8 protein-coding genes and 1 pseudogene are annotated in these 14,399 nt (G+C 69.7%); 4 read left to right on the forward strand and 5 right to left on the reverse strand.

All coding sequences use genetic code 11. From position 1 onward, the window contains the following. Positions 1-471 precede the first annotated feature (471 nt). The 3 genes and pseudogenes from OG214_RS34885 to OG214_RS34895 form a co-directional block, all read right to left on the reverse strand. A pseudogene (locus OG214_RS34885) lies at positions 472-1,317 on the reverse strand (DUF3626 domain-containing protein); the annotation flags it as partial. A 360-nt stretch (positions 1,318-1,677) separates the two neighbouring features. After that, the gene (locus tag OG214_RS34890) at positions 1,678-2,073 is read right to left on the reverse strand and encodes a hypothetical protein (RefSeq protein WP_405987002.1); all 396 of its coding nucleotides are present in this window, start codon (positions 2,071-2,073) and stop codon (positions 1,678-1,680) included. Between the two features lie 457 nt (positions 2,074-2,530). Continuing rightward, positions 2,531-3,061 (reverse strand): EamA family transporter, encoded by a 531-nt coding sequence (locus tag OG214_RS34895; RefSeq protein WP_405987003.1) that lies wholly within the window; start codon positions 3,059-3,061, stop codon positions 2,531-2,533. A 344-nt stretch (positions 3,062-3,405) separates the two neighbouring features. Here OG214_RS34895 and OG214_RS34900 point away from each other — a divergent pair, with 344 nt between their 5' ends. After that, positions 3,406-6,570, forward strand: coding sequence for a discoidin domain-containing protein (locus OG214_RS34900; protein WP_405987004.1), 3,165 nt, complete (start codon positions 3,406-3,408; stop codon positions 6,568-6,570). Between the two features lie 613 nt (positions 6,571-7,183). Here the strand turns inward: OG214_RS34900 and gyrB are convergent. Next, positions 7,184-9,259 carry a DNA topoisomerase (ATP-hydrolyzing) subunit B gene (gene gyrB, locus OG214_RS34905; protein WP_405987696.1) on the reverse strand — a complete coding sequence of 692 codons (2,076 nt, stop codon included), beginning with the start codon at positions 9,257-9,259 and terminating at the stop codon, positions 7,184-7,186. Positions 9,260-10,148: 889 nt separating this feature from the next. Next, positions 10,149-10,988, reverse strand: a complete 840-nt coding sequence (locus tag OG214_RS34910; protein WP_405987005.1) for a methyltransferase domain-containing protein — start codon at positions 10,986-10,988, stop codon at positions 10,149-10,151. 406 nt (positions 10,989-11,394) lie between these two features. Here OG214_RS34910 and OG214_RS34915 point away from each other — a divergent pair, with 406 nt between their 5' ends. From OG214_RS34915 to OG214_RS34925, 3 genes are all read left to right on the forward strand, one after another. Beyond that, positions 11,395-11,943: a hypothetical protein gene (locus tag OG214_RS34915; RefSeq protein WP_405987006.1), complete on the forward strand. Its 549-nt coding sequence runs from the start codon at positions 11,395-11,397 to the stop codon at positions 11,941-11,943. Between the two features lie 273 nt (positions 11,944-12,216). Continuing rightward, positions 12,217-13,104, forward strand: coding sequence for a helix-turn-helix domain-containing protein (locus OG214_RS34920; RefSeq protein WP_405987007.1), 888 nt, complete (start codon positions 12,217-12,219; stop codon positions 13,102-13,104). Positions 13,105-13,273: 169 nt separating this feature from the next. Further along, positions 13,274-14,269, forward strand: a complete 996-nt coding sequence (locus tag OG214_RS34925) for a hypothetical protein (protein WP_405987008.1) — start codon at positions 13,274-13,276, stop codon at positions 14,267-14,269. The last annotated feature ends 130 nt before the right edge of the window (positions 14,270-14,399 follow it).

The raw sequence follows: 14,399 nt of genomic DNA on the forward strand, positions 1-14,399 counted from the left end.
CGAGCCGACCACCGTTGACGACCGACCCGCAGGTCGGACTGCTGCCGCAGTTCACCGTCGGCGGGAAGGGCCGCGCAGCGTCTGTCACACCAGGCGCCTGATCTCTCCGCGTACTTCGGGCGTCCGGCGTGGTGGAGCGCGCGCGAACGCGCGATGGACTAGGAGCGGAGGGCGGCGCCGGATCGCCCCTGAGGACGGTCCGGCGCCGCGTGTGGTGTGTGTCCGCGAGTGCGATTGCTTTCGGACGTCGATGGAGTCGCCGGTCGCGCTGACCGCGCCGGCGGTCGCCGAGCCCGCGTAGGTGAAGCGGTAGTAGCCGTCGATGGCGGCGGTGACGGTGGTCTTCAGGGAGCCCGTGCCGGTGGACTTGATGCCCTTGACGTTCACGTAGTTGGTGGTCCCGGCCCTGCGGAACTGGAGGACAACGGACTGGCTACCAGTCGCGGCCCGCTGCCCGTTCGCTTCTTGGACACCGGATCGCGGCGGCGCCCCGAAGCGCGCCAGACAGTGCCACACCTTCTTGAGCTCCTGCTGGTCATGGACCCCGGTTCGTGCAGCGTCCCCGACAACCCGGGGATCGAGGTAGCCGTCAACGGCGATCGCGGCGCCCAGGTCCACGTACTCCTGCCCGCGGTAGTCCGGGTGGCGGCGGAGCTCTTCGACGGAAAGCCGGAGTCCTGGGTGCCATTCGAGCGGGCATGGCAGGCGGCGGGCCGCGGCTTCCACCTCCGTTTCTCGATAGCTCGGGTCCAGGACCAGTGCCTTGACATCGCGGTCCAGCACGAGTGGTCCGTGTACCTGTGCCTCGATGTAGTCGTCGAGCGCGTCCCGCTCGTCAGCCTCGGCCAGCTCGATGAGCGACATGCCGGCCGCTACACCGAAGGCGGAAGGCTCGCAGACGCTGTCCGGGTAGCAGAACGTGGTTCGTGGGAGTATCCCGGCGGTCAGCCGGAAGTACGCGGAGCCGAACCGGGGTGCTCCGCCGAGGGGCTTGCGCCGGAAGTCCAGCGCGCCGTAGACAGGCCGCTCGTGTGCGGGCGTGTTGTCATAGGCGCCACCGAACATCCTGCTCTCCCAGCGCCACCGGTCACCGCCAGGGTGGGCCGTCAAGCCGCCGTTGCTTGTGCCCGTGACGAACTGCGAGTGATAGACACCGTCCTCGGCCAGCACGAGCAGGATCGGCCGACCGCACGCCATGCGGTCCGGGTGAAAGTTCAGGGTCACCCGCAGTGCGGGGTCGACAGGGGCCCCGGACGACAGGGAGGCGACATGACGGATGGCCTGTTCCTGTGGCGACCTGGCTGTATCGGCGTTCACGAGCGCAGTGTGCCCGAACCTGATCAACCGGTGCAGCTGGATTGGCTTTGCAGCCCTATGACCTTGCTGTTCACGGTACCTGACGGAGTGGGTTGCTCAACATGGGCCGTTATGGCGGCTGCTGACATCGGCTGCGTAGGCCCACTACGGTGCTCGGGTCTCCAGGACCTGGGCCCGGCTCCTCAGCTCCACGCGGTCTGCGGCGGAGGCGGAGGGAGACTGCATGGGAATAGTTCCACCACGCGCTCGATTTCTGTGGCGTCTCGCTTGGTGAGGGGCGGGTAGGGCGTGGCTTCCGGTGTTCCCTGACAGCGAAGGTTGATCCACTGTCAACGAAACGAAGTTTGACCGGTGCCGGCGCTACTCGCTGAGCGTGCCGGCATTCATGCGAGACTTCGAAGCTCTGCGGGACAGGTGCGCAAGCAACTGACCCGCACCGACGGCAACGTAAAGCACGACCAGAACCCCGAGTCCGAGGTCGAGCCAGTCATAGGTCGTGCCCCTGAAGAGTGAGGCCCAGGCCCGGGTACCCGCGATGGATCCGGCGACTACCAACAGCACCGACGTCACGGCATACAACACCTTTGCGGCCCGGGGGCGCCGCTCTTTGAGCAGTTCACCACTCGCACCGAGCGCGACCAGCGCGGCGAAGGCATCGTGCGGCTCCAGGTGCCCCGACCCGATCGCGTCCACGATGTTGATCAAGATGCCGATCGAGCCCGCGATCAGTGCACCTTGGGTTATACGGCGGCTCATCAATCCTCGCTTGCAGTCGAACTTCGGTGGCAATGGATCAATCTTCGCTTCTCACGGGACATTCGGCTGCGGCCTTGTGCACGGCATGCGACCTGTCCCGTCTCAGTCGATGTGGTCCCGGTCTCGAATGATCTGTTCCGATTCGTTTGCCGTCTCAGATGATCTGGTCCGGCTGGGTCTACTCGTAGATGCGCGCGACCGAGAGTTGCAGGGCTACTGATCGCCGGGTGACCGGTTTCGCAGTCGAAGGCCAGGAAGAGGAGGTAGGCGGCGAAGTCAGCTCGGGAGTCCACCTGCTGCCAGGAGTCGATGTTTCGGATGCGGGCACATCGAGAGGCTACGAGCCCCGCCGGTCAGCGTCGACCACCTCGCCCCGAAGCCGGCCGGATCGACGCCGACGAGATCGACGCCGACGAGATTGAGCGGGTGGTGCGGCTGCTGGAGGTTCCGTGCGTTGTCACAACGCGGCGCGGGGAAGCGGTTCTCCCTCCTGGCGTCTGGGAGAGCGCGCGGCTGCGGCGGAGCCTGTCAGGTTCAGGTTCAGGATCAGGGCCAGGCCGGCGAGCGCGGTCGCCGTCGGAAGGCGCCCCAGGGGAATGTCGTAGAGGCGAGCGAACGCGGGTGCCGGATAGGCGGGAAGACTCGCCCGCACGGAGCCAACACGGCCGATCAGCGCATGGACAGGGGCCAATGAGCCGCCGGTCGCCACCGTACCGAGCACGATCAGCCGGAGCGCGGTAGCAGGGCTGGGGAACCGGGCGGGTACGAGAGCGAGTGTGGGAAGCAGCAGGATGCAGCTCACGCACAGGGCCGACGCCGCCACCGTGATCGGGTGGACATCCGCCAGGGCTTGCTGGATGCGGATCGCGCCTGCCGCGTAGCAGGCCGCGGCGGTGACCAGCGGAGCGCCGCTGACCTGAGCGGAAGCACCGCCCAGGTCCTTCCAGAACAGCGGCACGACGCCCGCCGTCCCGACGCCGACACCCACGGCCGCACCACCGGCCCGTTCCGAGCCGCATGAGCGCGTAGCCCGTCCATTTCTCCAGGTGAACCTCGTCGAGATACGCCAGACACGGCGGCGCGGGCTCGCCCTCCTGTGCCACGGCCTTCGCCTGGTCGCCACCGCCGCTAACCGCCGCTAACCGGCGCCCAAGCGCGACGGCGGAGGCGTTCCTTGACCTGTTCAGAGAGCGCGATCCGGCACCGCGGGAGCTCACAGACCGCTGAAGCCGCCTTGGGAGGAGACCGGTCGGACTCCTTGACGTTCCGGCTGCGTGGTCTAAGAATGAGCGCGCTTGACAACGTTGTCGAAGCCTCGTGCCCAGGAGGTGCATGCGCGTGACCCAACAACCGGCCGAACTGAACAGGCGCCGTTTCACCCAACTCGCCGGCCTGACAGCCGCATTGGCCGCTGTGCCGCTTTCCCTCGCCGAGGCCGGACCCGCCTCGGCAGCCGACCGCCACAAGCAGGCGCCCCACTCCGCGCCCCCGGACGACGTCGCCGCCGCCTACCATCAGGCGCTGCTCACGCACACCCGCTGGTCGGAGACGCAGTGGGACGCGGCCAAGGGCTACTACACCGCCAAGGACTTCGGCTTCGCGGTGGTCCTCGGCCATGCCCTCCTGCTCACCCGGGCTACCTACGACGCCGAGCGGGCCGGGATCGACAAGGAGACCCTGCGCTCGCGCACCCTCGCCACCCTCGCGCACTTCGCCGCGTCGAACCGCCTCACCGGCGGCTCCGAATGGGGCCGCACCCTGTTCTTCGACACCACTTTCCAGCTGTACTTCGTGCTCGCCGCCCGGCTGTTGTGGGACCAGCTGGACGACACGACCCGTACCAACATCGACACCATCGTCCGCGCCCAGGCCGCGTACACGACGGCGCTCGGCACGGCCAACGACCCCGCCTCCGGCGGCTGGACGCCCAACGGCCTCACCGGCGGTCACGTGGGCGACACGAAGCTGGAGGAGATGGGCGTCTACGCCCAGTCGCTCGCGCCGGGTCTCGCCTGGGCCACCGATGATCCTGGCCATGACGCCTGGAGCGACGCCTTCGGCTGGTGGAGCCGCAACGAGGCCGGCCTTCCGGTCGCGGACCGCGCCAATCCCGCCCTCGTGGACGGCGTCGCGATCAGCGACAACACGGCGCAGAACCTGTACGACACGTTCATCGTCGAGAACCACAACTCCTTCGGCCCGCACTACCAGGCGGAGTTGTGGCGTACATCGGGACGTAACGCGGCCCACTTCATCACCGCGGGACGTCCGCTGCCCCAGGTGCTCACCGCGCAGCCCAACGCTGGTCCGCTCTGGGACACCCTGCTCACCGTCATGAGCGACGCGGGCGAACCGCTGATGCCGATGGTCAACGACCGTGAGTACCTGTACGGGCGTGACGTCATCCCGATCGCCTTCCTCGCCCAGGTGCTGGGGGACCGGGCCGCGGCCCGCTCCGAGGCCGCGCTCGCCGAGCGCCTGGCGGCCTACCAGGCGTACGCGCCGGCCTACCGGCTCACCAAGTTCTCCGGTGAGCCCAAGTACGAGCCGGAGGCCCGCGCCGAGGTCGCCATCAGTTATCTGCTGCACGAATGGCGGGCCCGGCAGGGTACGGCGGTCCGTCCCCTCACCGACGCGGAGTTGTTCGCGCGGGCGAGCGGGGTGAAGGACTTCGGCACGGGCCCCGGGCTGGTGGCGCACCAGTCCCCCGCGGCCTGGGCCGCGGCCGTCAGCAAGCCGGGCTTCGTCAAGTTCTGCTGGCAACCGGCCCACGATGACTGGCTGTTCGCGCTGAGCGGCACCACTCCGATGTTCCTGCCCTCGATCGCGGCCAGCGTGACAACACGCGACATCGCCACCTACAGCCGGGTCCGTGACGGCTTCGACGGCAGCGCCACGGTGTTCACACTCGGCACGGGCTACGCCGGGTTCACCACCCTGCCCTCGGGTGACGTCGTCTACGCGACCGGCGGAACGGCGGCGGGCGAGGGCCACATCGAGGTGCGGAACCTGACGATGCCGGGCATCGCCGGGCTGGACGGCAGCCGTACGTACACCACCGCCGAGGGCAGCGTCAGCGTCGCGGCCAAGGACGCGGGCACCGCGCCGCCTTCGACGACCGGGCGCACCGACGACCTCGCCCTCACCAGGGTGTCGTACCGTCACCTACGGGTCCAGGGCATCAGCCCTGACCCCCGCTACGGTTACTCGCTGTACGCGGTCGAGGTGCGCGACGGCGCCGACGGCGCCGATCTGGCACGGGGCGGCACCGCGACGGCCTCCTCCGCGGACACCGGCAAGGGCGCGCCCCTCGCCGTCGACGGCGATCTCACGACCCGCTGGGCCGTCTCCGTCGCGGACCGTCCGAAGGCGGACAGCTGGCTCGCCGTCGACCTGGGCGAGGCGCGGAGCTTCGACCGCGTCACACTGCGCTGGGAGGCGGCCGCGGGGCGGGGTTACGTGGTCCAGGGCTCCGCGGACGGGAAGGCGTGGACCGATCTCATCAGGTATCCGCGTCCCGATCTCACCAGTGGCGGTGGCTGGATCGCCGTCGACGGCAGGGCCGGGTTTGTCGTCCGGGGCGCGAAGAACCCCCTCACCGTCTCCGGCGACATCCTCGTCCTGTCCGACGGGCCGGCCGAGCCGATCGTGGTCGAGGGGTACGTGGGAGGGTCGGCGTCGGACGTGAAGGCCGCCGCGGCCCGCCCGGCTCCGGTCGCCGCTGCGGCAGTGGTGAAGGCCAGCGTCGCCGGGGGACACCTCAGCCTCTTCAACCTGTCGGCCGCCGCGGTGAAGACCACCGTATCCGTGGCCCAGGACACCCGCACGGTCCAGCTGTACGCAGGGACCCAGACCGTCACGGCGACCGGCACCGACCATGTGGCGGAGCTGGCCGCCGCGTCCGCGGCGATCGCGCCGGCCCGTTTCACCCTGCGGTCGGACACGCGTGCGCGCATCCCTGTCGGGGTGCGCGTCGAGGTCGTCGACGCGGCGACGGTCATTTTCTCGGGGCCGCCGTGCCGGCTCGTCCTCACGGCGCCCGGAGGCCGGAGCGTACGTGTCGACGTCCGCCGCGGGCGCACGGAACGGGTGTCCGTACCGGGCGTCACCGGCTATCCGCTGCCGGATCTCGCGCTCGGGCGTGCCACGTTCCCGACGACACCCCTGCCCCAGGGAATGTCCGATCCGGCGGGCGCGGTCGACGGTGATCCGCACACCTCCTGGAACCCGGGCGCGAAGGGCCGGATGGTGGTGGACCTGGGTGCGGTGGTTCCGGTCGGTGAGATACGGGTGGCCTGGACGGGCGGCCGGATTCCGACCTCGAAGGTCGAGTTCAGCGCGGACGGGCTGACGTACACACCGGTGGGAGCCCTGCGGGTCAGGAGCCGTAACGGCACGCTGACCACCAAGGGCAGCGCGCGCTATGTGGCACTCACCGTCGGTCAGCGGGGTACGCACGACGCCCGGGTGCTGTCACTGTCCGTGCTCGCTCCGTAGGCCCCCACGGACCGTCCTCCGCGAACGGGGTGGGCCCTCCCTGCGAAAGGGAGGGCCCCCGCCCCGCTGCTACCACTCTGCGGACGTCCGGTGGGCGACCACTCGACCAGGAGCACGGTCGGGTCGCCGGAGAGAACCACGCGCTGCGGCGGGCAGACTCTGTGGCGAGCAGACTCTCTGCCGCGACGAAGCGGACAGCGGCCTGGACATCGGCGCTGTCCACCGCGCAGGGCGCGCACTCCTCGGCGAACCCGGCGTCCTACGGCCCCAGAACGGGCCCGGTGACCTGGGCGACCAGTGTGTCGCGCTTCGATGAAACCAGCATGGGCCCATACGACAGGAGGCCTGTCCGACGTGGTGTCGACGAGCCGACGAGCCGCCGACGGACCGCCGACGGACTGTCAGGGTGTCGGGGATTCCCACGTGATTCACCTTCGACGGCCGTCCCCTTCAGGCCCCGGTCCGGTGCCGGGCCCGTCTCCACCCGCCCCGCCGCCCCAGGTCGGTGCGGAACAGGCCGATGCCCAGCGCGGTCTGACGCTCGAACCGGGTCGCCCAGGCCGCGGGTGCGGCCTGGACGGGTGGGCGCGTGGGCGGCCAGGAGCCGACGCGGTCAGATGTCGAGGAAGCGCACGTCCTTGGCGTTGCGTTGGATGAAGGAGCGCCGGGCCTCGACGTCCTCGCCCATCAGGACGGAGAAGAGGGCGTCGGCAACGGCCGCGTCGTCAAGGGTGATCCGGCCCAGGACACGGTGCTCCTGGTCCATGGTCGTGATGCGCAGTTCCTCGGCGTTCATCTCGCCCAGGCCCTTGAACCGCTGGATGGAGTCGTCCCTTACTCGGTGGCCGTCCTGTCGGCCGCGTTCCAGCAGGACGTCTCGTTCACGGTCGGAGTAGGCGTACTCCAGGTGGTCGCGGCTCCACTTGATCTTGTAGAGCGGCGGGCGGGAGAGATAGACGTGCCCGTGCTCGATCAGGGGCCGCATGAAGCGGAACAGGAAGGTCAGCAGCAGGGTGTTGATGTGCTGGCCGTCGACATCGGCGTCCGCCATCAGAATGATCTTGTGGTACCGGAGCTTCTCGATGTCGAAGTCCTCGTGCACGCCCGTGCCGAACGCGGAGATCATCGACCGGACTTCCTGGTTGTGCAGGATCTTGTCGATACGGGCCTTCTCGACGTTGAGGATCTTGCCGCGGATGGGAAGGATCGCCTGATACCGCGGGTTGCGGCCGGACTTGGCCGAGCCGCCGGCGGAGTCACCCTCGACGATGAAGATCTCGCTCTTCGCCGGATCCTTGGACTGGCAGTCGGACAGCTTGCCCGGCAGGGCCGTTGACTCCAGCAAGCCCTTGCGGCGGGTCAGGTCCCGGGCCTTGCGGGCCGCCAGCCGGGCGGTCGCCGCCTGGGTCGCCTTGCGGACGATGTCGGCCGCCTCGGTCGGGTTGCTGTCGAACCAGTCCGTCAGCTGCTCGTGCACGACCTTCTGCACGAACGTCCTGGCCTCGCTGTTGCCCAGCTTGGTCTTGGTCTGGCCCTCGAACTGCGGCTCACCCAGCTTGACCGAGATGATCGCCGTCAGACCCTCGCGGATGTCCTCACCCGTGAGGTTGCCGTCCTTCTCACGCAGCAGTCTCTTCTCCCGCGCGTACCGGTTGACGACCGTGGTCAGCGCCATACGGAAGCCCTCCTCGTGGGTGCCGCCCTCGTGGGTGTGGATGGCGTTGGCGTAGGAGTGGACGCTGTCGGCGAACTGGCTGTTCCACTGGAGCGCGACCTCCACCGACAACAGCCGCCCGGTGTCCTCGGCGGCGATGGAGACGACGGAGGGGTGGACCGGCTCACCCTTGCGGGCATTGAGATAGGCGACGAAGTCGGTGATGCCGCCGTCGTAGCGGTGGGAGACCGTCCTGGCCGCCTGCTCCCCGGCGATGTCCGGACCCGCTTCGTCGGCCGCGGCCGTCGCGCGGGCCGACGCACGCTCATCGGTGAGGGTCAGGGTCAGACCGCGGTTGAGGAAGGCCATCTCCTGAAACCGCCGGGCCAGCGTCTCGAAGGAGTACTCGGTGGTCTCGAAGATGCCGCCGTCCGCCCAGAACGTCAGGGACGTGCCCGTCTTCGAGGTGGCCTCGTGGCGGGCGAGCGGTGCGGCCGGCGCCCCGTTCTCGTACTCCTGGGTCCACCGGTGGCCGGCGGTCCAGATCTCCGCCGACAGCCTGGTCGAGAGCGCGTTGACCACCGACAGGCCCACACCGTGCAGACCGCCGGAGAGCACGTATCCGCCGCCTCCGAACTTGCCGCCCGCGTGCAGCACCGTCAGTACGACTTCCACGGCCGGCCTCTTCCGCACCGGATGCATCCCCACCGGGATGCCGCGCCCGTTGTCGATGACCCGTACGCCGCCGTCGGCCAGGACCGTCACATCGATCCGGTCGGCCACCCCGGCCAGCGCCTCGTCGACGGAGTTGTCCACGATCTCCTGCACCAGATGGTGCAGACCCCGCTCGTCCGTGGAGCCGATGTACATGCTGGGCCGCTTGCGTACGGCGTCGAGCCCGTCCAGGACGGTGATCGCGGTTGCGTCGTACGCGGCAGACCCGGCATGGCCGTTCTGCTCGGCGCCGGAGATGCCGGAGGCGGCGTGAGTGCCGGAAGTAGTCACAATGCTCCCTTTTCGGGCATGGGGAACCATGCCCCCGCGCGCCATGGGCGCGAGAGTGGTCGGATCGCTGGACGGAAACGTGTCGCGGGCAGGCCGAAGCAGACCCTCAGGCCCGCAGATCTCGCGCCGGGGAAGGCGGCGAGACGCTTTCCAAGATACCGAAAGTCCGGTGCGGATCTGGGGTAAGAAGCTGTCCAGGGGCTCACCTCGACGCCGTTGGGCCTGGTGGTCAATCCCCCCTGCCCGAAGAGCGGGAAAACCCCGGAGAATGGCATGCGGAGGCTTTCTGGGCGCCTTGGTGCGCCGGGCTACAGGGGCTTTTTCGGGCGTGACACTCCACGGTCGAAAGCCGGCCTCCGGGGGCACGCGGCGGCTCGCCGTCCTGCGCGGACGGTCGCCCCGGCTCCAAGGACGGCGACGCCGGTGGCGGTGGTCTCGCCCGCCTCGCGAACGGCCTGCGTCAGTCCGTACAGATCGGTGCTCTCGCCGACGAGTCGGCAACTTCGCGCGGGACGACGGTGCGCTGAGCGGTATCCGCGGTCGCGGGTCTCCGGAAGCAACTGCATCGGTCCGGCGGATCACATGGGCGTCGGCGGGACACCGAGGACTTCCCATGGCAGCTCGCCGAGCTGCTCGGCTATGTCACCGGGACCCGGACCGCCCCCTGTCCTGCCGCGACGGCCCGGGTGGGCTGACGGTGCGTCACTGACGTAGCGAGCATGCGCAATCCTGCACACGCGGCGATGGCGTAGCGGTAGCAGCGCGATCGCGGACGAGGAGAAGCCCGTCCCGAGGACAGCTACCCGCCCGGCCATCACCGGCCTGATCCTGGACGCTCTCAACGACAGGGTGCCGCACTGTCCGAGCGAGGTCGACGAGGCGGTACGCCGGCTCCGGCCGGGTCTTGTGGCTGTCGCGGTCAGGGTTTGCGGGCCCGTGCCTGGACGAGGAGGCTTTCGCGGACGGTGGTGTGGGGCCGGCCGAGGTGGTCGTGGAGTGTGCTGGTGAGGGAGTCGAGTTCCTCGGATGTGAGCGCGGTGTGCCGCAGGAGGCGGTCGCGGAAGAGATGGGCGAAGGAGAGGAGCAGGGTCTGGTAGCGGTCGCCCGGCTGCCAGTAGTACGCGTGGGCGGTGACTTGGATGTCGGTGAGGCCGGCCTCGCGCAGGAGGCCGGGCAGCCGGGCGCCGATGTGGACGTCGCCTCCGAAGACCCCGGAGAGCAGGTCTTTGAGGCGGCTCCAAGCGGGGTGGGGCGGGTCGCACTGCCAGGTCGCCCAGTCGAATTCCTGGACCGCGACCCATCCTCCGGGCCTGACGGCGGCTGCCATGGAGTCAAGGATCCGGCGGGGGAGGGGTGTGTTGATCAGCAGCAGCCGGCAGTGGGCCAGGTCGTACCGCGCCTCGGCGGCGGTGGCCGAGGGCAGGGCTTCGTGGCGGACTTCGACATTGCCGAGGGCGAGTTCGGTGACGGACTCCCGGGCCCAGCCGATCATCCGGCGGTCGGTGTCGAGACCGGTGACCGATCCGGTGGGGCCGACCCGTTCGCTGAGAAGGTCGAGGATGCCCAGCGGGCCGCAGCCCAGGTCGACCACATCCGCGTCCGGCGGCAGGGGGATCGTGTCCAGGAGGGCGGCGGAGGCCGGCCGCAGGAGTTCGCACTGGGCGAGGAGACGTTCCCGCTCGGCGGACGAGGACCCGAGCAGATACTCGGCAACCGCCGTAGAACCAACGTCCCGCACTGGGGCCGGTGCCTTGCTCACGTGTCCTCGATTCGCCGCGCACGATCATCAGCGCGCACAACAGATAGTGACTTCTTCGTCACGAGAAGCAATATCCCGACGGCTGACGCCCTGGCAAACCCACCCACAGGAACAGTCCCGAACACCCTTCTGACACACGGCACTTTAGAGTGGGGGCGGGCCGGGCCGCCCGACACTCGCGGCAGTCCCGAGCGCCCTGTTCCTCCGTGGGGACGAGCTTCTGACCAGCAGCGATCGGATCGGCCGACTCAAGAGCGGGCAACCGAAGCCGCGCAGAAGACATCCGCCCCAACCGCGACACAACGTCTAACCTGGCACACACGCCACACCAGGTGGCTCGCAGGATCGCCGCTGTTCCCTTTTTTGGGCTGCCGATATCCAGCTGTCGACCAGACCGAGGACGCTCGTGGCCCCCCATACTCTCCAGCCCGGCCTGGACCCTGCCGCCATGGTCTTCTCCTCCGCGGCAACACGCATACTCCTGACCAGCGATGGCCTGACCACCCCCCTCCTCCAGGCGCTCGTGCACGGCCTCCTGCGGGCCCGGGTCAGCGACGTACGGACCGTCGACCCGGCCGCCCTTCCGCCCGGCATCCGCGAGGCTCTCCGCCCCGACAGCACCGACAACTGCCTGCTCCGCCGGGCTCGCCTGCTGACGGTCACGGGCCGGCCCGTGTCGGACAACACGGTCGCGGCCCGCGCAGGAGTTGATCCGCGAGTCGACAGGGCCGTCGCCGACCCCTCGCGACCGGTCGGCTTCGCGCTCGCCGAAGCGGGAGTGGCCCTGCGCCGACGTATCGTGCACGTCGGCCGGGCCATGTGGCCGGACGGCACCCCCTGTGCGGTCAAGACCTACATCCTCGACAGCAACGGGCTGCCACTCCTCTGTATCCGGGAACTGTTCAACCCTTCCATCGTTGACGCAGCCGTACGTACAGAGGAGCCGCCGGGGTGAGGCCCCTTCGGCCGGCCGGTACCGGCAGCGAGCCCGCAACAGGCTGAGACCGCACGAGACCCGCACGAGACCCCACGAGACGGCACGCGCACCCGCCTGGTCGCCCGCCCCGGAGCCGGCGCGGCCACCGCTAGGCCCGGTGCGCGTGCGGCGGTCCGGTCCTGCCGTATCGCGCCCACTCCGTCGGCTCTCCCGCCAGGCAAGCCACACTCGCCGGTGCCTATCCCCGGCAGGGAAAGGCGACGGCGTACCGGGCGGCCCATACTCGGATCCATGAACGGAAAGTCGCAGCTCGGGGAGTTCCTCCGGACACGACGCTCCCAGCTGCGTCCCGACGATGTCGGGATGCCCACCTACGGGGAGCGCCGCCGTGTGCCGGGTCTTCGACGTGAGGAGCTGGCGCTGCTGGCGGGAGTGAGCCCTTCCTACTACGCCCGGCTGGAACAGGGGCATTCGATGAACGCCTCACCTGAGGTACTGGACGCGATCGCTCGGGCTCTGCGACTGAACGAGTCCGAGCGTCTGCACCTGCACGACCTGACCCGGTCGGCCAAGCCTCGCGGCCGGGGCAGGCGACCCGCGCCGGAACGCGTCACGGAGGCGGCCGGTCAGCTCCTGGACGCCCTCGCGGACGTCCCCGCGATCGTGATCGGCCGCCGCAGCGACGTACTGGCGTGGAACCGGCTCGGCCACGCGCTGTTCGCCGGACACCTGGACCCCGGTGCCCCGGACCTGACGGCCCAGCGCCCCAACATGGCCAGGCTGGTGTTCCTCGACGCCCACACCCGCGATCTGTACGTGCACTGGCCGGCCAAGGCCAGGGCGGTTGTGGGGAATCTGCGCCTGGTGGCGGGCCAGTACCCGGACGACTCCGCACTGCACGCTCTGGTGGGTGAACTGAGCGCGAAGAGCGAGGACTTCGCGGCGATGTGGGCCGACCACCGCGTCAAGGCCTGCGATGTCGCCGACTACGAGATGCGGCACCCGCTGGTCGGAACACTGACCGTCACTCAGCAGACCCTGAGTCACGGACCGGGCCCCAGCATCGTGGTCGCCACCACCGAGGCCGGCTCACCCTCACATACCGCACTGGCCCTGCTCGCCCAGGCCACGGCTCCGGCCATCCCGTCACGGCCGAAGGCCCGCGTCAGTACCAGCTGACCCCACCCACACCGGGGTCGGCCCGAACCAACACACCACCGGCCGTGCCCAGCTCCGCCCTGCCCGGGGCTCGGAGCCGCCCAACCCCCTCGTGCGTCGGCGAACCGCTGCCGCATGCCCGAAATCCCGTAAATCCCTTGCACCCCAACCAGAAAACAGTGAAGGCATCATGTTGAAGAAGCTCTCCAAGACCGGCCTGTCGGCCGTCGCCCTGACCGCGGCCGCGGCCACTGTCGCCGTCGCCGTCGCGGCGACCGGTCCGGCTCCCGCGTCGGCCGCCACCGCAACGGCCACAGCCCCGGTGGACAACGCACGGATCGCCGCGCACTTCGACCTGGACAAGGGGCGGATGCCGGAGAACATCGCCCTGTCCCCGGACGGCACCGCCTACGTCACCTTCGCCGCCGCTCGCCAGATAGCCCGGGTCACGCCCGCGGGCACCACCCGGATCCTGGCCACGCTGCCCGAGCCGGCCGACGGCGGCATCCACACCCCGGTCCTCGGCTTCGCCCTGACCACCGGCATCGTCCGGGCCCACGACGGCACCCTGTACGTCCTGTACGCCACCGGCACCGAGGGCCTCACGGGCCTGTGGCGCCTGCGGCCCGGTGGCGAACCGCAGCGCATCGCCGCCCTGCCCGCCGGCGGTCTGCCCAACGGCCTTGCCCTGGACCCGCGCAGCCGCACTCTCTACATCACGGACTCGGTCCTCGGCACCATCTGGACCGTTCCCACCACCGGCGGCACCCCCACCGTCTGGTCCGCCGCCCCCGAATTGGGCTCCACCGGCTTCCTCGGCGCCAACGGCCTGAAGATCCGCAACGGGGCGGTGTGGGCCACCAATCTCGACCAGGGCACGCTCCTGCGCATCCCCGTCCTCCGCGGCGGGCACGCCGGACGGGTGCAGACCCGGGCCACCGGCCTGACCGGCATCGACGACTTCGCCTTCACCGGCCACGGCGACCGGATCCTGGCCACCCTCAACGGCCCCAGCGAGGTCGCGCTCATACAGCCCAACGGCCGCCACACCACCGTCCTGACCACCACCGACGGCCTCCAGAACCCCACCTCCGTCGCGCTGCACGGAAACACCGTCTACGTCCTGAGTGCCGCCTACACCACCGCCAAAGACCCCAACCTCGTCCTCGCCGACCTCAACGACTGAGACCACACCGTCCGCAACGGGAAAATCCGCGAACACCGGTTGACCGAGGGCACGTGGGTCCCCACGTGCCCGAACGTCACCGCCTCAGGTGCGAGCGAACGTTCCGAGTAGAAGAGCGGCGTCGGCCTGA

Origin of the sequence: Streptomyces sp. NBC_00872 (assembly GCF_045161915.1) — a bacterium.
Lineage (GTDB): Bacteria > Actinomycetota > Actinomycetes > Streptomycetales > Streptomycetaceae > Streptomyces.

Coding starts and splice junctions, on each gene's coding strand:
- OG214_RS34920 (WP_405987007.1), top strand. CDS start 12,217: ATGAACGGAAAGTCGCAGCTCGGGGAGTTCCTCCGGACACGACGCTCC.
- OG214_RS34900 (WP_405987004.1), top strand. CDS start 3,406: ATGCGCGTGACCCAACAACCGGCCGAACTGAACAGGCGCCGTTTCACC.
- OG214_RS34890 (WP_405987002.1), bottom strand. CDS start 2,073: ATGAGCCGCCGTATAACCCAAGGTGCACTGATCGCGGGCTCGATCGGC.
- OG214_RS34925 (WP_405987008.1), top strand. CDS start 13,274: ATGTTGAAGAAGCTCTCCAAGACCGGCCTGTCGGCCGTCGCCCTGACC.
- gyrB (WP_405987696.1), bottom strand. CDS start 9,259: ATGGTTCCCCATGCCCGAAAAGGGAGCATTGTGACTACTTCCGGCACT.